Raw genomic sequence first — 18,564 nt, 5'->3', positions numbered from 1 at the left:
GCCGGGCGGTGAGCTCACCAGTGGGGTCGGGGCGTGGTTCTGGTCCAGCCGTCGCGGTCGCCGAGTAGGTGGCTGTCTCGTCGGTAGTGCGTGGTCGCTTTGGTCTCGTCTTGGGGTGTGGGTGTGATGGCGTCGAGTCGGGGCAGGGTGTCGGAGATGAGCCTCCGCCCGTGGTCCATGGCCCGGTCCCAGACGTCGGCGACCTCGTCGACGCCGGGCCAGATGGAGAACAGCGCTTCGGCCAGAACGGGTCCGGAGTCGATGCCGTCGTCGATGACGTGGATGGTGATACCGGCGAGGGTGTCGCGGTTGTGCAGTGCCCAGTTGACTGGGCGGGCGTCGCGGTAGGCGGGTAGCCGTCCGGGGTGGCAGTTGAGGAGGTGCCGGGTGCTCGCGATCAGGCTACGGCCGATGATCTTGTCGTAGAGCACGCTGAAGACAAGATCGCACCGGCCGGGTTCGAGGTCGCGCCAGTCGCCGGAGCGCAGCACGCGCGTCTCTGGCCAGTTCTGCTCGACCACTCGCGACAGGCTGATGTCCCAGTCTGGCTCGGGCGCGTTGGGGATGACGGTGTCCAGGATGGTGCCGGGCAGCGCGGTGATCACATTGCAGGCGTGTGCGGCGAGGCTGCCTTTCCCGAGCACGGCGGCGCGGCGCCGAGTCACTGGCTTGTCTCCTTGGGGTGTGGCCGGTGGCCCTTGTCCTGATTGGGTGCGGTCGCCCCGGCTGGCGCGTTGTCGGCGGCGAGGCGGAGTGTTCTGCGCAGGGCTGTGGCGACGGTGTGCACGTCGTTCTCGGTCATGGCGGGATGGAACGGCAGGGTGAGGACCTGCCGCCACAGCGCCTCCGACCGCGGGAGCGGGCTGGCCCAGCGGCTGAACGCGGGCTGGAGGTGGTTGAGTGGATAGTGCACGCCCACGGCGATCTCAGCGGCCCGCAACCGCGTGTGAACCTCGTCCCGCAGCGGCGCCGGCACGAGGACCGTGCACGTAAACGGCACGGTATGGGCGACGTCGAGGTCGACCACCGTGACGTTCTCGATGTCGCGCAATGCGGCCGCGTAGATGGTCCAGAGGCGCCGGCGGCGGGTTTCCATCTCGGGGAAGTGGGCGAGCTGGACCCGGCCGATCGCGGCGTGCAGGGTGGAGAGGTGGTAGCGGAAGCCGGTGCCGTCCACGGTGTAGGACAACGCGGCGCCCCGGTCGGCCCGGGACCTGGTGATGCCCAGCGCCCGCGCCCGGCGCAGAACCGCGGCCTCGCCGGCTGTGCGTGGGACGATCGCTCCGCCGTCTGCGCAGGTGAGTGCTTTGATCGCGTCGAAGCTGAAGCAAGTCAGGTCGCCGGCGGCGCCGACGCGCCGCGGCCCGGTGTAGGAGCCGAAGGCGTGCGCCGCGTCCTCGACGATCGCGATGTCCTGGGCGGCGAGCTGCTCGCGCAGGCCGGTGAGATCGATCGCGCGGCCGCCGTAGAGGACCGGCATGACCGCGCGGGTGGCCGGGGTGAGGGCGACGCGGACGTCGTCGGCGGTGGTGCACAAGGTGGCCGGGTCGACGTCGACGAACCGGGGGCGGGCGCCGCAGGCGAGGATGGCCTGGACGCTGGCGCAGAAGGTCAGCGACGGCACGATCACCTCATCGCCCGGCGCGACCCCGGCTGACAGGAGCGCCAGGTGCAAGGCGGCGGTGCCGGTGGCGACCGCGACCACGTCCGGGACGTCCAGGTAGGCGGCTAGTTCGCGTTCGAAGGCCTCGGTCTCCGCGCCGTGCCCGTACTGACCGCTTTCGAGCGCGCGGGCGATCGCGGTGATCTCGTCGCCGTAGAGGAAGGGCCGGGCGTTGGCGCGGGGTCCGCCCGGTGCGGTCACGACGGTCATCCGCTCACCGCCGTCAGCTCGGCGCCGTCGGCCCGCGTGGGCGTGGTGTCTGGTGTGGGCCAGCGGTCGATGTTGCCGCGGTACCAGTGGACGGTCTCGGCCAGACCGGATGCCAGGTCACGTTGGGGTCGGAAGCCGAGTTCGGCGATCTTGCTCCAGTCCATGGCGTAGCGGATGTCGTTGGCGGTGCGGTCGGCGACGGTGGCGACCGAGTCCCAGCTCATGCCGACGATCCGTAGTAGGCGGCCGGTCAGTTCCAGGGTGGTGAGGTCGGTGCCGCCGCCGATGTTGTAGATCTCGCCGGGGACACCGTGGCGCAGCACCAGCTCGATCGCCCGGCAGTTGTCCTCGACGTGCAGCCAGTTCCGCAGGTGTTGCCCGTGTCCGTGCACGGTCACGGGTTCGTTGGTGAGGAGCTTGCGCAGGAACAGCGGGATGAGCTTCTCCGGGTGCTGGCGGGGGCCGTAGTTGTTCGAGCTGCGGGTGATGCAGACCGGGACGCCGAAGCTGACGAAGTAGGAGCTGGCCATGAGGTCGCTGGCCGCCTTGCTGGCCGCGTACGGGACCGTGGGCCGTAGTGGGGCGTCTTCGCGGGCCGAGCCGGTCGGCATCGGACCGTAGACCTCGTCGGTGGACACGTGCACGAATTTCTGGACTCCGCAGCGCATTGCGGCGTCGAGCAGGGTTTGCGTGCCCATCACGTTCGTGCTGACCGAGTTGCCGACGTCCCGTAGCGACCGGTCTACATGGGACTCGGCGGCCAGATGCACGACCGCGGAATGGCCGGGCAGGACATCACCGACCAGAGCAGCGTCGCACACGTCGCCCTCGACGAACCGCAGTTTCGGGGAGTCCAGCGCGGCGGAGAGGTTCCGCCGGTCGCCGGCGTAGGTGAGACTGTCCAGAACGGTCACCCGGTCGATCTCGTCTGTCTGAATGAGACGGTCGACCAGGTGCGAGCCGATGAAGCCGGCTCCACCTGTCACGAGCACACTGTGCATGGCGATCCAATCTGTCTCGACGCGATCAGAGGAAATGATTGTGGTGGAACGGTTTCAGGGATGTCACGGCCTGCAGGAGGGCAGTAACCCCGTCCGTTCGGCGTCGGCCAGTGAGCAGGCAGTGAGATCCTTCGGGGACTGCGTCACGGGGACCTCGGGCGGCCAGGCGATACCGAGGTCGGGGTCGAGTGCCTGGATGCGAACCTCGCGGGCCGGCTCGTGGGGCTGGGACACCAGGTACATCAGCATCGAGTTCGCCGTGAGGGACAGGAACGCGTGGCCCAGGCCCTCGCTCAGGTACAGCGAGACGTCGTGATCCTCGTCCAGTTGCTCCATGTGCCAGCGACCGAACGTCGGGGAACCCGGTCTCAGGTCGACCACGGCGTCCAGCACCGCTCCTCGAGCGCAGGTGACGTACTTGGACTGCCCCGGCGTCCCGGTGACGACGCTGATCCCGCGCAGAACTCCCCGATGGGATACCGACCAATGAGCCTGGCGCGGTTGCCAACGCGCCCCCGTCGCGGAGCCCACGATGTCGTCTCTGAACCACTCGTGGAAACTCCCCCGCCCATCCTCATGACGAGGACTTCCGATCTTCCACGCGCCCGGGAACGGCAGCGCGCTGACGTGGGCAGCCATATCGCAAAGCCTCCTTTGCTTTTCCAGGACGTAATATCGTCAGGCAGCCAGAACCGCGCTCGCCTCCGACTCGGGGCACGGCCGCCCTCGACGGAGTTGGTCTCCGGAGAAGTCCAGCGTCCCCCGTACCGCCACGATTTCGCTGCCGACCAGAACTTCATGCGGCTGGCTACGCAGCCAACTCGCGCACAATTCGCACGCCTCGAACGAATTCCCGAGGCCAGCGAAGCTGCTCGACCCGACGATGCCGACCACGTGGGCAAGGCGGTACCCGAACACCTGGATACACACTGGATGGACCTGGTAGTAACCCTCACCTGCCAGATCGATGGCGAGATAGGCGTGACGCCGTCCGTCCCCGCCATAGAGGCGGATCACCACCCTCACTCGCTCCCCGCCGCCCGTCATCGCATCCCCTTTCGTCGTGCTCTGATGGAAGGACACCGCGCCCCGGTGGTGTGCCTCTAGGCTGAGCAGCGACTCACGGTGCGTTCACGCACACTCACGGTCCCGAATGGCGGAGGCGACGATGACGACGGGCACGACCAACGGCAGCAACCCGGATGCCGAGGTGAACGTGTTCGCCATCGAGCTCGAACGCTGGCGCGACGTCCGAGGGTTCTCCCGCGCCGCGCTGGCCAAGGCCATGGGCTACGACCGGTCCTACGTCTCCAAGGTGCTGTCCGGCACGGAACGGCCGTCGGAAGCGTTCGCCAGGCACGCCGAGGCCGCACTCCGCGCCGGCGGCGCCCTGCTCGCCGCCTTCCGCGCCTACGAGGCTCACCGCCCCGCCCGCGCCCACCCCGCGGTACCACCCATCGCCGACGCCACGGCAGGGACCGGGAGCCTGGTGGTCGACCACGACGACGCGACCCTGCGCTACGACAACGGCGTCTACCGCCTCACCCAGCGCCGCCACCTGGTCAACCACGGCACCGAGCCGATCAGCCGCTACCTGATCCGCATCTCCGTCGACCGCTACCCCGGCGACCCGGAGCGCTCGAACCAGCTCTACTCCGAAAACCCGCTGACCTGGGACGAGATCGACCTGCACGCCTGGCACGGCCGCGGCCGCGCCAACCCGATGGACTGGACCGCCCACCACGACCGAGACGCCTTCAAAGAAGTGTGGCTGCTCTTCTCCGGCACGCACGGACACTTTCCCCTGTATCCCGGGGAATCCTGCTGGATCGAGTACGAATACACCGTCAGCGAAGAACACTGGGGCAACTGGTTCCAACGCGCCGTGCGGCTGCCCACCCGCACCCTGTCGGTGTGCCTGGACTTCCCCGCCGATCGCGCCGCGTCGGTCTGGGGGCTGCACACATCGATGACCGCACAGGCGATGCCGTTCGCCACCGCGATCGGCCGCGACGACACCGGCGACCGGCACATCTTCTCCTGGTCGTGCGAGGACCCGCCACTGCACGCCCGCTACCGGCTCGAATGGGATTTCCGCGGCCGCGCCGCACAGACCGACGGTCCAGCTCCGATGCCGAGCGAGGTGATGGCCTCACTCGGCATCGTGCAAGACAGCGCCCCGGCGCTGCGCCGCGTCGCCCGCCGATTCGACCTGCCCGCCGAGGCCGAAGACGCACGCCGCGTGATCACCGCCCTGAACTCCGCCTGCGAACGCGTCGCCCACGCCCACACATTCGGCAAAGGCATGGGAATCGCCGCCCCGCAGATCGGCATCGACCGCGCCGCGGCCATCGTCCGCACCCCGGACGGCGAGGCCATCACCCTGTTCAACCCCACCATCATCGAAACAGGCGGCGACGTCGACGAACAGTACGAGGGCTGCCTGTCCTTCTTCGACGTCCGCGGCCAGGTCCCCCGTTCACATGTGCTCCACGTCGAACACACCGCCATCGACGGCCAGACGAAGATCACCGTGTTCGAGCGCGGCGTCGCCCGGCTAGTCGCCCACGAAATCGACCATCTACACGGCACGCTCTACACCGACCACATGCGAACCGGGGTCAAACCGATCCCCGTCGAGCAATACCGCGGAACCGGCACCACCTGGAAATACTGATCTCCGACGGACACGCGTTACCGAGATGATGTCCGTCGGCAAGAGCAGCCGCTCGGGTCCTAGAAGACGGCCGCTCGGCCCGACAGGTTCGCCCAACGGCCGCACCGCCGGGGCCGATGCGCTGGCCGCCTCGCTCGACTCCGGCCTCGGCAGTCGCACCGGCCACGAACTCGCCGACGACGTGCGCTGTCAAAGCGTCACTCACCGAGTTCGCGCCCGGACCATCCTACCTTCGCGCCAAAGGTTGATTGGCCTGTTCGTTTCGACGCGATCGCCGAACCTGATTCCGCAGGACCTGCCTTTCCATTGAGCACAACTGTACGGTACACATTGGCCGCACCGTGCGACTACGAGCACGGCGGCTGGTACGACAGTTCCGGAAAGTATGTCTCCCACTCCGCTTGGGTTATAGTTTTCACAGGCTGAGCACAGATCGCATTCGCAGCCAAGCTTGCATCTGAATTCCATCTCCAGACAAAGTAGGTGCCATCTGATTCCATTCTTCCCACCCCGATAATAACCCGATCATCGGGGGCGAATTTCAGGCTCGAAAACCTGGCGCGCACACTCAGCAAATCTAGAGTTTTGCGCGGATTTCTCGCATCGGAAATGTCGCGAATTTGAATCGTTGCCGGTCCCGCAAAAGCAAGTTTGTCCCCGGTTCCATTCAGTGCAATTGAATCAATCCCGACCGAGGGAGGCTGGACACTTCCAGCCAATTTCGGGCTTGCAAGGTCTGACGCCTCCCACAACAGTATCTCGGCCGCGCCGCTGCCACCACCAACCGTTCCGGCAAGTATCCTGCCATTGCGAGATATGATCGGACCGAATACATCCCTTCCCGGCGCGCCAAAAATTCGCCCGGGCCCTATCATCCCTGCTCGCACAGGGTAGAGTGTATTCTCCGATCCGTCGCTTGTCGGCTTAGGGTAGCAACTATTTCCGATAATGTAGGCATCATCTGCACTGAAGGCAAACTGACAGCCAGCGAGCACCGTCTTTCCTTCAGGGATCGGATTACCCGGATCGGATATATTCCACAGTCGACCTTCTTTCGACGAGCCAACTTTTAGGGAGCCCGCACTATTGTCGGCCAGCTCAGGGTCAGGTACTCCACCTACGACAATAAGGCTTCTGCCGGTCGGACTTATTGACCCCTTTACTGCCAAACCTGGCAGAGACGCGGCTAGGCGTGGACTTTTAGGGTCAGCCGTGTCCCAGAGGCGCATTTTGCCATCTCCGTCGACCGTTTCTATTAGTCGTCCGTTTGTACTGATTTCAGCATCGAGTTGCGCCCCACGAAGTTCACTTTCCCGTGTCGCGCCACCGTCAGTCACTCTCCAAATCGACACGTCGCCGGACGTGGTCACGGCAATCGCGATGTCGCCATCCGCAGATAAGGAAACTCGATCAATATCGCCTTCCAGTGGTCGCTTCGTTGCTTCGGCTGCTGCGGTGATCACGCCGTCCTTGGTTGCTTGAGAAGAATGCAACCGGAAGGCGGCCAAGCTGATCTGGGCGGCCAACGATGGGTTATTCGGACTTATTTCAGTAGCGGCTCGTGTAGCGCTTAAGGCCAAAGCGATGTTGCGTTGCCGGGTTGCAGTCCGACGTGAGTCGACCGCATAGATGGTAGCTGCGACACTGAGCATCAGGATAGTTGCTAGTAACGCGATCAGTTGCCTCTGTCGTCTCGATCGGCGCCGGGAAACTCTTTTCTCGTGCTCGTGGGCGGAGATGGAGGCATCGAGAAATTCTCGTTCCTTCGCTGAAAGTTGCGCGTTACGAACAGCTTGACCCGACACCATCTCGAGTCGCGCGCCTCGGAGGAGGCTTCCGGGTTCCTCGTTGTGCGTGATCCATGTCGCAGTGGCTTCGGTCAGCATCCGATGCAGGCGCTGGCCATCCCGGTCTTCCTGAAGCCAGTCGTAGAGACGAGGCCACCCGTTGATGAGGGCTTCGTGGGTAATTTCCACAGTGTTCTGGGAGATCATGATGAGTCGGGCCGACACGAGCGCGGCCAGGACGCTGCGGGTGTCCTGATTGTCGTCCAGTTCGTCGAGATTGATGCGTCGCTTGGTGTCGGCGGTGTCTTCACCGACCGCGGTGAGTCGGCGGAACAGTTGAGCAGTGAAGGCTTGCTGTGGCCCGCTGAAGTCTGTGAACACGCTCTCGGCGCTGTTCGCGAGCGCTCCCGCGATGCCGCCGGTGCTGTGGAATCCGGCGAGGGTCAGAGTGTGTCCTTTGCGGTGGCGCCACGTTTCTAGCAGGGCATGGGAGAGCAGGGGAAGAACGCCCGCTTGGCCTTGGGCTTGGGCGATTAGCGTCGCGAGCAGGGCCGTCTCGATCGTGCAGTTCGCGTTCACGGCCGGTTTGGTGATGGCGAGCCGCAGCTCGTCAACGGTCATCGGTCCGACGGTGACCTGGGCGTCCTGTAAGGCCGCCGCAAGCTCGGGGTCCTGGGCGCAGTGGTCGTAGAAGTCGGCCCGTACTCCCAGAACCACCCGCAGGTGACCGTGGTGTCGTGCGGTGTCGGTCAGCAGGGTGATGAACAAGGTCCGTTCGTCCTTGTCATCACAAAGAGTGAAGATCTCCTCGAACTGGTCGACGACGAGCACGATCTCGCTGGCGTCCGGACGGTTCTGCAGTATCCGGTCGCTGAGTGCGCGCAGGGCTTCCGCACCGCCTGGTGCCAATTCGTGTGTCACGTCATCGGGAGTCGTACCGAGAAGTTCGGCCAGGTGGGTGGCGAGTTCCGTGACTGGGCTGGCGCCGGGATGAAGCACGACGACGGGTCCTGCGTTGGCGTTGATCAGCCGAGGGACGAGCCCTGCGCGCAACACCGATGACTTGCCAGATCCGGACGGGCCGAACACAGCCAAAAATCTCTGGTGCGTGATTCGGTGGTCCAGGTCGGCGATGAGTCGTTCACGGCCGAAGAAACGCGCCGCGTCTGCTTCGCTGTAGGCGGCGAGCCCGACATAGGGCGCTTCCGCGTCCTCGTCGCGCACCGGCCGCTGGATGGCCCACTCGGCGGCGAGGGTATGCCAGCGCTGCTCCCACTGGTCGGCGTCTCCGCCGCACGCCCGGACGTAGGCGATGGTGACCGCGAGGCTTGGGAACTGGCGTCCGCCTGCGGCGTCGGACAACGTGGTCGACGAGAAATGTGCCCGGCTCGCCAGCTCTCGGTAGGTGGGGCTGCCTGCGCGTCGGCGTAGGGCCCGCAGGTCAGATGCGAATTGCGAAAGTGCAGATCCGTCGTCTTCGAGCGGCCGCTCAGCGCGCGGCATTCGCCCACCTCCCCTTGTTCGTGGCGTCTCATTGTCCGGAAGTTGATGTCCGGTGTCCACGCGTGGGCGCCGGACAACCCCAGGTCGATACACCTCGGATCAGCAGATCACCGCCGTCCCGTGCTGATCAGAAAGATGAGGTGACTTCGTGTCCTCAGAGACTCGTCGAGGCGTTTGTCCTCACGATTGCGATCCAGCGTGTCCGGTCCGCTGTGGCACTGCCCGGGGGTGGCACGTCGTGGTGTCCGTGCTGCGTAAACCGGAGCTGGCGCGCCGGGTCACGACGTGGCTGATGCTCGTCGCGATGGTGGCGGTGTCGTTGGCGATCGCCGTCTCGGCCGCGGTTACGCCGCGGACCACGGGCACGACGACCGCTCCGGCTACCGCGACCACCGACCGTCCCTAGCGCCAGGTGCTGGGCACGAGCCCGGCTCAAGGCCGTGCGACCTCATGGCACTGCCACGCACGGTGCCGGGCAGGCGAACCCGAGGCGCTGGCCCTGTCTCGTGCCCAACGAGAGCAGGCGCAGGTGTCTCGACGGCCTCACCCCATGACGTCTCCAAGTTGATGTTGAAGGAGCAGCTGATGAGCACCACTTCCTGGTTCCACGACCCTGGCTTCGATCCGGATGCCGGCCTCGGTCCGGTGACCACGTTCGAACCTGACTGGCAACCCACGCAGGTGCCGCCGACGGGCCCGGAGACCGTGCCGGTCGGCGCGCCGCCGCTGCTGTGGGTGCCGTGCGTGCGGCCAGTGGCCGGCGGGGACGTCGCGGTGCAGACCCGGGTGATGCGCGACGGGCGGGTCGCGCTGCTTGCCTACACCGCCCTCGACCGGCTGGCCGCGTACTGCGGCGCGACCCAGCCTTGCGTCGCGGTCATCACCGCCCAACTGGACGAACTCGACCGCGTCACCCCGTTCGACGTCGTACTCCTCGACCTGCCCGTACCCCACCACGCCCGCACGCACATCGGAGGCCCGCGGTGAGCGAGAACGAGGTTCTCAAGATCCCGTTCGGCGACCTCGACATCGCGAAGGAGAGGCTGCGCCGCGGCGGTTCCACCGTGGATGGTCTCCACGCCGAGGTCCCCGCCATGCCGGAGGCCGGGGAGTTCAGCGGTGCCGCCGGCGCGGTCCTGGCGCACCTGCTCGACGCCACCGCGCAGCTCGCGATCGGGCTCGGCGCCGTCGGCGATGCGGTCGGCGCGGCCGCCGCCGCCTATCGCGAAGGCGACGGCGCCGCCCGCGACATCGTGCTCCAGCTGTGGACCAACTGACCAGTCCCCTGAAGGAGGACAGCATGCCGATCAACACTGTGGTCTCCGGAAACCCTGACAGTCTTCACGCCACGGCTGCCTGGCTGCGCGGGCGGCTCACCGGGACGATCAACGACACCACGGTCGACGTGATCCGTGCCCGGGACATGTCCGGGACCAGCTGGACCGGCCCCGCTGCGACCGCCTTCGGCGCGCGGATGGACCACATACGCGGCGGCAACGACCGACTCGCCGGTGACACCGCGAAGACCGCGGAGACCTTCGACCAGTTCGCCGAAGCGCTGCGCACCGCCCAGACCAGGATGGGACGCGTTCTCGATGCCGCGGTCGGTGCCGGGCTGCACGTGGCCGCGAACGTCATCTTCGAGCCCTTCCCCGCACCGAACTGCTTCGCCGACCCGGCACTTCAGGCCGCGGCCAACGCGCTGCACGAGCGGTTGCTCGCCGCGTACGCGTCCGCCTGTCAGGACGCGTTAGCCGCGGTCGCCGCCCTCGCCGCTGTCGGGGCCGCGATCTCCGCGGTCTGGCGCGAGATCGTCGAGAAGCGCTACCTGCTCGCGCTGGAGTTCATCGGCAAAAGCGCCGAGAAGTACACCAAAGCTCAGATCAGCGACTTGCAAACGAAAGCCCAAGCCCTTGAGAACAACCCCGTCGCCTCCCAGTGGCGCGGTCAACCCGGCATCAGCGGCCAGCAGCTCAACACCATCAAGTCCGACATCTCTGACCTCAAGGGAGACGTCAATATGTTCAAGCTGCTCGACAGGACCGCCACCGCGGGTTCGATCGCCTACGACATCGCGCACGGCAAACCGCCCGTCAAGTCCGTCGTCACTAACGTCACTGGGTCCGCTGCCAGCAGTGTCGTCGGCAATCTGCTCGGCCGGCACCTAACCATGCGCGGCCTGGGAATCGGGGCGGCGGCTGTGCTCGGCACCGGCGGGGGTGTCCTCGTCGGTGCCGCGGCCGGGGTGCTCGCTGACGCCGCCTGGGACAAGATGCCCAAACCGGTACGCGACAAGATCGAACAGGGCGCGAAAGACCTGTTCGAGGCCGGGAAGAAGGCCGTGGACACCTGGTGGAACGATATGGACAACGCAGCCGACAAAGTCTGGCGTTACCTGTTCTGAGGACCGGGAAGCCGGCGATCGCCACCGCCCCCGCTAAGGCCGGACGGGCGGTGGTGATCGTTCTAGTGAGCAGATGCCAGTCCAGGTATCCGGAGGCCACTGCGGGGCGTGCAGGCCACAGGTTCGACCTATCAGGTAGAAGAACTTCCGTGTGGAAACAGGCTACTGTCTGACCAGGGTCTGCCCGGCACCGCTGGGCGATCACCCGGAGAAGGCCACGGCCCGGCTCGATGATGCCGACGACAAAGCTTCGAATTTCTTGCGACAGGTATTCGTTCCCGCGATAGCAGTAAATCAACGAAATCCGTAACAGTTGTCAATTTTGGGTAGACCACTCTCGTCAAGGCTTGACAGGTTGAAGTTACTATTGGTAAACAGATCGTATCGACTTTCAACCTTGGGGGGACTGGGCGGAATCTTGTTCAGAATCTGGTTCAAGCCGTGCTCGCCATGGCGACCATGATTCACTTGACCACAGCATTTTTCGTACTCAACCGACTTGCATACCATTAATGAGTTGCCGAAACAGCAGGTGGCCGCACCTGCCCAGGAAGAGTCTTCCTGCAGTAAGCAAGGGCAGGCGACACCTGACCAGTTGCGCGAATTCGGCAACGCGCCGCACACAAGAACCGATCTCTCACTCGAACGCCGACAGAAGGCGCCGCCGAGTCGCACAGCATTCCTACCTTCTCGAATTCTGCACCCCGAACACGAGATACTGAAACGGTATTTCTTGTCCATGCGGGATGTCATCTGACATCCACTAGGCGCTGGACTTTTATGACGCTGTTTGACATTTCGCAATCGAACCGATCGGAAGGGGTATGCACGTGACGATACAACGCCCCGCGCGAAGAGCGTGGACTTTGGTTTCTGTACTCGCTGTTTTCGGCGTCATCGTGAGTAGCACGGTGGCCTCGGCAGACACCATCGGCGCGAGTTCGGATCACCGCATTGCGATTGCGCCGCAAAGCGTGAGCCAGGCCGGAGAGGACTGCGCGAGCCTGCGAAGAAGCGCGGACCAGGTAGGGACGGTGGCGTGCCTGATCAGCCCGGAGAGCCTTCCCGGGCAGGCGCAGCGGCGGGAGGAACTGCAGCGGCAGTTGTCAGCACCCGCCGCGGTGGTGTGCACAGCGAAGGATCAGTTGTTCTTCAACCGGACCGAGTCCTGTCTGTTCGAAGAGGTCGCCTACAGACTTATCGACCTGCAGACCGGCAAAGAGGTCGGTTTCGCGGACATGGCCGTCAAAAGTCTCGTGACGCTGGATACCCGGACCCGGACCTGGACACAGCGGATCAACGCGACCGTGATGATCGCGGAAGGCGCAGCCAAACTGGGCACGGCCGGGTTCGCGACCGCGACCTGCTCGAGCGGCTGCACTGCCACCAACTCGGCGATCCGCACCCTGCCATATCGGGTACCCGTGGACTTCGACTACCAGGTCACCTCGGCGGGCAGCAACCTGGACCAGCTGAAGATCACGCCCAGCTTCACGTTCCAATCGATCACGCCCGCGGTGTGGGGACCGATCCGCGAGGAGATCGGGTCAGCCGTCGACGTGCGCTGTGACAGCACCCCGACCGTGGGGCCCAACACTGGCGGATGCGTCTACGCCCAGTTCACTCCGACCTACGACGTGTCGACCTTGAACAACGACACCGCCCAGGTCGCCTGGCACATCCAATGGGCGCAGCGCAACCTCACCGGCAAATGGGGCAGAAAAGGCTTCGGCCCCGAACTCACCCGCACCATGGACGCCACGGTGATCACCGCCAACAGGAACGCCGCCTGCCCGGCGAGCATTCCGCGCCCGACAGGCAAATCGTGTGATGAGTACCCGTTCGCCAGCACCTACCAGGGAGGGTCCCTGAACCCGGATCACTCCTGCTACATGGTTCCCGCGACCCAGAACAGCCTGGAGGGCAGCCGTTACCGCCGCCCCTGGTACGCCGCGAACCGCGTACTGGACAAGGACAAATTCTGGGTGAACGTGGTCCTCCCGGCCGGGATCACCGAGCAGGAACTCGCCGCGAAGACACGCGAGTTCGTCAAGTGCCCGGGCTAGGCTGACGTCCCCAGGCCCAGGGGTGAGGCCTCGACCAGGCCTCACCCCTGGCACGTTCCCGCACCTTGGAATGGAGACCGATGCCTGCCACGCTGCTCTCTCGCACCACCGGCACGCTTTTCATCGAGGACAACAGTTTCTCCCTCGGAGACCGCAACGATCCGCACAGCCCGCTCTACCACGTCGGAGCCCTGCCTATCCCCCGCGTGACCGGACTCCTCGCCACAGCCCCAGGATTCGTAGGCGTCACCTGCGGCGTCCACCTCGGCGAGATCACCGTCACCACCGAGACCTGGGACAGTCCCCCCGGCCCCGACCTCGCCACCTGGGACGACGTCGCCGAAGTCTCCGTCACCTGGCCCGACAACCGGATCGCGGTCTGCGGAACCGAAGCCGACGGTGCCGTCGACATCCCCCTCACCCTGCCACCCTCCCCCGGCTACAGCTACCGCGTGCGGGACTCGGTGCTCCACCGCGACGCCGGCGAAGACCGCGGCCCAGACGACCCCCAAGAACACCATCTGATCCAGCTCTGGCCGGACACCCCACGCCCAGACGAACTGCTGAAAGCCACCGACAACACTGGCGCACTCTGGCGCATTCCCTGACACCCACAAGCGGCCAGTCTTCGCACGGCCATCGACAACATCATCGCCACACGATCACCTGCGCTCACGGGCCGGTCGGCGGCCTGGCGCGGAAACTTCACCACCCGCGTGCACAGCCTCGCTTTCGGCGGCGCTCGGCGCCGGGCACGGCGCCAGCACGACGGAGGCGTTCGAGGGCGTCGTCTCCCGACAGTGAGATGATGGGCTGTCCGACCGCGTGCTGGTACGCGCCAGTCCTTGCGGCTTGCGCGGGATGCGTGGCCATCTCGCTGATGTTCTACAGCAGCGCTCGCTCCGCCGTACAGGACGAAGACGACGCTGCCCTCGACCGTGGTCGCCCACGCCGTCGCCGCGGCCGCCGACGAAATCTTTGGCCTGCCCGTTAGACAGGGCTCGGTGTTCTACCTGCGAGAAGTCCTCGGCTACAGCTATGCCGAGATCGCCGAAGAGCTCGGCATCAGCGAGGTCACCGCGCGAGTCCACGCGAACCACGCCCGCGCGAACCTGCGCAAGACCGTCATCGAGACCACCTACGAGCACCTGATCTGGTCGGTGTACGCCCGGGCGGATTCCGACACTGGTTGGGACCACGGCCACGCGACCGGCGGCAACGGGGAAGGGGCGCAGGTGCAAGAAACCCTCGGGCATTCGGCGAGTTCTGTCGGCCAGGCCTGTGACGATGTCCCTGGTCCTGCTCTCAGTGCTGATCGTCATGGTGTGGTGGCTACTTGCCTAGCATCCGCAGGCAGGACCGGAAAGCGAGACCTCTGGATCGTCCGGGCCGGAGTAGCTCTCGCCCAGGTACTCCCGCGCGGCACCGTCGGGATCCGCACCGGGCCGGGGCGAGGTTCCTGCCGGGGCGCAGAACCGGGGCCGGATCCTCTCATCGTTTTGCCAAACAGAAGTTCTCTGAACAAGTTGGAAAGGTCATTACTGGCGATAGGCCTATCAAACCTGCTACCTGGCGAGGCAAGCTACCTCTGTGAGGAGCTACAAGTCCGGAAGCGGCCGGGTCACCCTCGTCGTTCCGATCGCATGACCAGCCAGGTCGTCGTCAGCGCGGCAATCACGCTGATCAACCGGTGCGCGGCTTGGTCGCCACTCCATCTGTGCCGTTCCCGGCCCTTGTCCGGGCTAGTTGTCCTGTTCAGGGGAACTTTGCGGTGTTCAGGTGGTTTGCGGTACACGCCGCGATGCCCGCAGCTGGTTTGCCGGGGTGCTGATCATCGGCGGCCGCCGGTCTGGAGAATGTGGCATGTGCCGAAGCCCGGTCTGGTCCCGGCGACGTCACGAGTGGCCCGAAGTCAAGGGCTCAGGAGCGTGGGAAAGGGGGCTGCCGATGTTGAGGCTGACCGCTGTCGAGGTCGGGTTCTTCGAGGATTACGAGGACGATGAGACCTTGGAGGTGGGGATCGCCGGGGTCGACGGCGCCGGCGTCCGCAGGTCGTTCTCGATCCAGCGGTCCACTTACGAGCCCGACGAGCAGGAAGTCCGGTCGGGGATGGACTCGTACTGCGTCTCGACCGAACAAGGTTTCACGGTGTACGGCTGCCTGCGCGGTGTGCGATTGACCGGTGCACTGCTCACCCTGGAGTTCACGGCCGAGGACGCGGAGATCCTGGACGTCCCGACTCCCGTGGAGGTAGACCTGAACGGCTCAGGGGTTGATGACGTGAACCTGTCCGGACGGCTTCGCGAGATCCTGGACTGGGGTGCTCCCGAGAAGCGACCGAGGTTGATCGGGCTGAGCGCTGCCGGCCCGCCCTCCGATCAGTGAGGTTCCCAGGCAGCGAAGGTGGGCGGGGATCCGGGCTGCGAGGGGCAGCAACTCTGCGTGCGATGTGGGTAAACCGGCAGCGGCATCACAGTGCCGCTTATCGGCACCGGCGATGGGCGCTGGTTTGAGACAAGCGGAGGAGTCCGCCACGGCAGACCGTGGCAGACAGGCCTGTCGCGGCTACGGCGAGAAGCGCTGGCCGGATGCACAGCGTCGAGCGGACCTTGGTTCAGGCCGGCACTGGTTGCCGAGAACACGACAGGTCCCGCACTGGAGTGGCGGTCGCGAGACCTAACCCAAGCCGCCGAATGGCACGCGAGTCTCAGCGCACCTTCCGTATCCAGAGTCGGCCAGGTGGAGTCCGGCGACAGACCTGTTCGGGGGCTGGTCCCCTGGCAGCGAGGGGGAGGTACTGCCAGGGAACCAGATCCCTAGAGATCGCCGACCAGCCGGGATGCGTTACGGCGGCAGAATGGACAGGAGCTAGTGTCTCCTCCGAATACCAACGAGCGCAAGAAGCCGCTGTCTCACACTGCTAGTGCTTCGAGCTTGACGAAGTCGAACTCGGCGTGCACCGGCGCGCCTGTCTCGACAACGGTAGCCCAGACCTCGATCTCCGTCTCTCCGAAGCGGAACGAGACATCGACGTCCCGCATTGTCTTGTCCAGTCCCATGACTGGTGTCAGATCTACCAAGAGAGACCCGATGTAGTCGCACGCCGGATCGGTAATGAACATCGAATTGGTATTCGTTGAGCGATACACGTCGATCTCGATTTTCTTGTCCAAGTCAGAGATGGGCCCGTAGCGTTCGGTCGCCACGTGCGTGGTCGGAATAATCGCTCCCGCTCGGGCATGGGATGCAAATAACTTGTAGCACATGGGCTTTCCATCAACGATATGTTTGTATTCTTCGCGATGGCCGGCACTTTTGTCGAAATCGTGAGCGACTTCGATGCCGTAGGAGTAGCGGACTCGACGTGCGACCGCTTCGGGCTGGCAGGCGAAATGGACGGCGCCCGCAACGACGGCGATACTGGGATCTGGTGGTGTCAGGATCTTCGCGCGGCCTGCGAAGTGGTCGGTCAAGCTCTGACGCAGGTAGTCGGATTCCGCGAAACCCCCGACGAGCAGGATGTTCTCCGGTGCCTCCTGCGCACCGAACTCGTCGATCACCAGCGCCAATTGCTGGCCGACCAAGTCCACGACTTGCGGGATCACCTCCGCGAAGACCTCATGGATCTCTTCTGCGGTGACGAGCAGCTGTGTCGCTTGCCCGCCCTGCCGCTCTTTCAGGAGCTTCTTCGCGCGCGGATTGAGATTGCAAGCGATGTCACCAGGGATCTGCATATAGATGGATTCACTCTGATCGACCGTGATGTCGCGTTTGCGTTGTTCCCAGGCGTCGCGCATGCTCCGCACCGCGGACGGATAGCGTTCGAGCAGCCTGGCGTAGGCACGTTCCCCTCCGAAACGCGGCATGAGGACGAGCTTCTCGAACGCCGCGTTGAGGTGGGCGCTTCCGCACCATCCGCCGCCGACCTTGCCGATCTCGGTGATGCCGTCGGCGTCGCGCCGGTAGGCGGTGATGTCGACCGTGCCGCCACCGCAGTCGACGACCACGAACCGTGTACCGGGCGTCGTCAGGTTGACCGGCTGGGCGTCGATGCCGGTTCCGATCCGCACACCGGAAGTGAGCGCGTACTGCGCGGCCGCTTCCGGTTCGAGCGCGAGAATCAGTGCACCTTTCGCACGCGGGACCCCGGCGGAGTGGGCGGCCTGGCGGACGAGCTGCTTCTGATGGTCGGTGAACACCGCCGGCACCGTGATACACACCTGGATCTGGTCCTCGCCGTATCCCGCGCGGGCGATGTCGGCGACCGCCTGCTGGTACACGTGGGTCAGGAACTGGGCCAGGCTGTGTTCGGGCAGGTCGATGTACTGGCCGAAGCTCACCGTGTTGTCCAGTGACGGGTCCGGCCGACGTCCCAGCCGGGCTTTCATCGCCTCCACCAACCGCAGCCCCGAGTTCTTGCCGCCGGCGTTGCGGCTTTCGCCCTTGCGCTGGGCGTCGTACCCGATGGCCACCACCGAGCCGTCGGTGTCTACGAGCAGGCGGGTCAGGGTCTTGACCGCGTCCGGCGGGGCGCCGGGCCAGCTCCTCTTGAACGTAATGTCGCGGCGGGCGCCGCGAGGACTCTCTGATGCGAGGATCGTCCAGGCGTAACCGGTGCCGTAGGTACCGACATCGATCCCGAGCCTCACAGGCCTTGCCGCGTTGAAAGCAGGGGGAATGTTCTCATGTGACATGGCCGGGGACGGTAGCCAGAGTGACCGACAGGATCGGCGTGCTCGCCACACGATCTAGTGAGGCACCGCGTCAGCATCACCGTTTCGGGTGACAAGAAGGCGGCCGCCGAGCCCTTGCACCACAGGCTCCACGCGGACGAATCAGCGCTCTTCCTGCGAACGGCCCTCGATTCCAGTACTCGGTGCTGCGTAAATTCGCCCGTCGTCGCACTGGTGACGAGGACGCGCCGCCACGTGCAGCAGCCGAGGTCATCGCCAGCAGGCCGCGGTGTCTTAGGTCAGGGGTGGTCTCCGCTCACGGGCCTCGCACACGACGTCCGTGATCTTCCGTGAGTAGTCGGCGAGTAAAGGCGTGCACCTCATCAACGAGGAACAACTCGGTCAGGTTCGGCAACACTTCCACGACCGCCTTGGCCAACCGACGAACGTGTATACGACGCCCCAAAGGAACTGCGGGAAGCTGGGCGATCAGCGGCGAGCCCCAGGTGAACGTCACTTATCGAACATACAGCGGGTCGAGCGGTCCGCCGCAGACGGCACGGGGCCGCCGACGGCCTCC

17 protein-coding genes are annotated in these 18,564 nt (G+C 65.3%); 9 read left to right on the top strand and 8 right to left on the bottom strand.

Translation table 11 applies throughout. The features are described from left to right. Positions 1 to 14 precede the first annotated feature (14 nt). The 5 genes from DMH01_RS15345 to DMH01_RS15325 all read right to left on the bottom strand — a co-directional run bounded on the left by DMH01_RS15345 (position 15) and on the right by DMH01_RS15325 (position 3,894). A complete protein-coding gene (locus DMH01_RS15345; RefSeq protein WP_125677298.1) occupies positions 15 to 665 on the bottom strand; it encodes a formyltransferase family protein in 651 nt (216 codons plus the stop codon). After that, complete coding sequence (locus tag DMH01_RS15340; protein WP_125677296.1) at positions 662 to 1,873, bottom strand: DegT/DnrJ/EryC1/StrS aminotransferase family protein; 1,212 nt, start codon at positions 1,871 to 1,873, stop codon at positions 662 to 664. The genes DMH01_RS15345 and DMH01_RS15340 overlap by 4 nt, the downstream gene beginning before the upstream one ends. Continuing rightward, entirely contained in the window at positions 1,870 to 2,874 is a 1,005-nt protein-coding gene (locus DMH01_RS15335; protein WP_125677294.1) for a dTDP-glucose 4,6-dehydratase, read from the bottom strand. The genes DMH01_RS15340 and DMH01_RS15335 overlap by 4 nt, the downstream gene beginning before the upstream one ends. 63 nt (positions 2,875 to 2,937) lie before the next feature. Beyond that, complete coding sequence (locus tag DMH01_RS15330; RefSeq protein ID WP_125677292.1) at positions 2,938 to 3,513, bottom strand: dTDP-4-dehydrorhamnose 3,5-epimerase family protein; 576 nt, start codon at positions 3,511 to 3,513, stop codon at positions 2,938 to 2,940. Positions 3,514 to 3,552: 39 nt separating this feature from the next. Then, positions 3,553 to 3,894, bottom strand: coding sequence for a hypothetical protein (locus tag DMH01_RS15325; RefSeq protein ID WP_125677290.1), 342 nt, complete (start codon positions 3,892 to 3,894; stop codon positions 3,553 to 3,555). 148 nt (positions 3,895 to 4,042) lie between these two features. On the opposite strand from DMH01_RS15325, the gene DMH01_RS15320 reads away from it, so the two are divergent. Further along, positions 4,043 to 5,551: a peptide deformylase gene (locus DMH01_RS15320; protein WP_125677288.1), complete on the top strand. Its 1,509-nt coding sequence runs from the start codon at positions 4,043 to 4,045 to the stop codon at positions 5,549 to 5,551. A gap of 347 nt (positions 5,552 to 5,898) precedes the next feature. On the opposite strand, the gene DMH01_RS15315 is transcribed toward DMH01_RS15320, so the two are convergent. Next, the gene (locus DMH01_RS15315; RefSeq protein WP_125677286.1) at positions 5,899 to 8,841 is read right to left on the bottom strand and encodes a helix-turn-helix domain-containing protein; all 2,943 of its coding nucleotides are present in this window, start codon (positions 8,839 to 8,841) and stop codon (positions 5,899 to 5,901) included. A 238-nt stretch (positions 8,842 to 9,079) separates the two neighbouring features. On the opposite strand from DMH01_RS15315, the gene DMH01_RS42710 reads away from it, so the two are divergent. From DMH01_RS42710 to DMH01_RS15280, 8 genes are all read left to right on the top strand, one after another. Next, positions 9,080 to 9,247 (top strand): hypothetical protein, encoded by a 168-nt coding sequence (locus DMH01_RS42710; protein WP_158633227.1) that lies wholly within the window; start codon positions 9,080 to 9,082, stop codon positions 9,245 to 9,247. A 179-nt stretch (positions 9,248 to 9,426) separates the two neighbouring features. Next, positions 9,427 to 9,828, top strand: a complete 402-nt coding sequence (locus DMH01_RS42990; protein ID WP_199745504.1) for an SAV_915 family protein — start codon at positions 9,427 to 9,429, stop codon at positions 9,826 to 9,828. Continuing rightward, positions 9,825 to 10,118 (top strand): hypothetical protein, encoded by a 294-nt coding sequence (locus tag DMH01_RS15305; RefSeq protein ID WP_125677284.1) that lies wholly within the window; start codon positions 9,825 to 9,827, stop codon positions 10,116 to 10,118. The genes DMH01_RS42990 and DMH01_RS15305 overlap by 4 nt, the downstream gene beginning before the upstream one ends. Positions 10,119 to 10,141: 23 nt before the next feature. Continuing rightward, positions 10,142 to 11,245, top strand: a complete 1,104-nt coding sequence (locus DMH01_RS15300; RefSeq protein ID WP_125677282.1) for a WXG100 family type VII secretion target — start codon at positions 10,142 to 10,144, stop codon at positions 11,243 to 11,245. Between the two features lie 866 nt (positions 11,246 to 12,111). After that, positions 12,112 to 13,311 carry a hypothetical protein gene (locus DMH01_RS15295; protein WP_158633226.1) on the top strand — a complete coding sequence of 400 codons (1,200 nt, stop codon included), beginning with the start codon at positions 12,112 to 12,114 and terminating at the stop codon, positions 13,309 to 13,311. Positions 13,312 to 13,391: 80 nt separating this feature from the next. Then, positions 13,392 to 13,919: a hypothetical protein gene (locus DMH01_RS15290; protein WP_125677278.1), complete on the top strand. Its 528-nt coding sequence runs from the start codon at positions 13,392 to 13,394 to the stop codon at positions 13,917 to 13,919. Positions 13,920 to 14,249: 330 nt separating this feature from the next. Then, positions 14,250 to 15,314, top strand: coding sequence for a sigma factor-like helix-turn-helix DNA-binding protein (locus DMH01_RS43715; RefSeq protein WP_158633225.1), 1,065 nt, complete (start codon positions 14,250 to 14,252; stop codon positions 15,312 to 15,314). Continuing rightward, positions 15,259 to 15,696, top strand: a complete 438-nt coding sequence (locus DMH01_RS15280; RefSeq protein ID WP_125677276.1) for an Imm10 family immunity protein — start codon at positions 15,259 to 15,261, stop codon at positions 15,694 to 15,696. Before DMH01_RS43715 ends, DMH01_RS15280 begins: the two co-directional genes overlap by 56 nt. 527 nt (positions 15,697 to 16,223) lie before the next feature. Here the strand turns inward: DMH01_RS15280 and DMH01_RS15275 are convergent. Then, positions 16,224 to 18,005 carry an Hsp70 family protein gene (locus DMH01_RS15275; RefSeq protein WP_125677274.1) on the bottom strand — a complete coding sequence of 594 codons (1,782 nt, stop codon included), beginning with the start codon at positions 18,003 to 18,005 and terminating at the stop codon, positions 16,224 to 16,226. Between the two features lie 295 nt (positions 18,006 to 18,300). Then, on the bottom strand, positions 18,301 to 18,501 hold the full coding sequence (locus DMH01_RS15270; protein ID WP_125677272.1) for a hypothetical protein: 201 nt from the start codon (positions 18,499 to 18,501) through the stop codon (positions 18,301 to 18,303). Positions 18,502 to 18,564 lie beyond the last annotated feature (63 nt).

This window comes from Amycolatopsis sp. WAC 04182, assembly GCF_003947465.1.
Lineage (GTDB): Bacteria > Actinomycetota > Actinomycetes > Mycobacteriales > Pseudonocardiaceae > Amycolatopsis.
Note: the sequence above shows the minus strand (reverse complement) of the source record. Positions and strands in the feature narration are given on the sequence as shown.

Coding starts and splice junctions, on each gene's coding strand:
- DMH01_RS15340 (WP_125677296.1), bottom strand. CDS start 1,873: ATGACCGTCGTGACCGCACCGGGCGGACCCCGCGCCAACGCCCGGCCC.
- DMH01_RS15335 (WP_125677294.1), bottom strand. CDS start 2,874: ATGCACAGTGTGCTCGTGACAGGTGGAGCCGGCTTCATCGGCTCGCAC.
- DMH01_RS15330 (WP_125677292.1), bottom strand. CDS start 3,513: ATGGCTGCCCACGTCAGCGCGCTGCCGTTCCCGGGCGCGTGGAAGATC.
- DMH01_RS15320 (WP_125677288.1), top strand. CDS start 4,043: ATGACGACGGGCACGACCAACGGCAGCAACCCGGATGCCGAGGTGAAC.
- DMH01_RS15315 (WP_125677286.1), bottom strand. CDS start 8,841: ATGCCGCGCGCTGAGCGGCCGCTCGAAGACGACGGATCTGCACTTTCG.
- DMH01_RS42990 (WP_199745504.1), top strand. CDS start 9,427: ATGAGCACCACTTCCTGGTTCCACGACCCTGGCTTCGATCCGGATGCC.
- DMH01_RS15300 (WP_125677282.1), top strand. CDS start 10,142: ATGCCGATCAACACTGTGGTCTCCGGAAACCCTGACAGTCTTCACGCC.
- DMH01_RS15290 (WP_125677278.1), top strand. CDS start 13,392: ATGCCTGCCACGCTGCTCTCTCGCACCACCGGCACGCTTTTCATCGAG.
- DMH01_RS15280 (WP_125677276.1), top strand. CDS start 15,259: ATGTTGAGGCTGACCGCTGTCGAGGTCGGGTTCTTCGAGGATTACGAG.
- DMH01_RS15275 (WP_125677274.1), bottom strand. CDS start 18,005: ATGTCACATGAGAACATTCCCCCTGCTTTCAACGCGGCAAGGCCTGTG.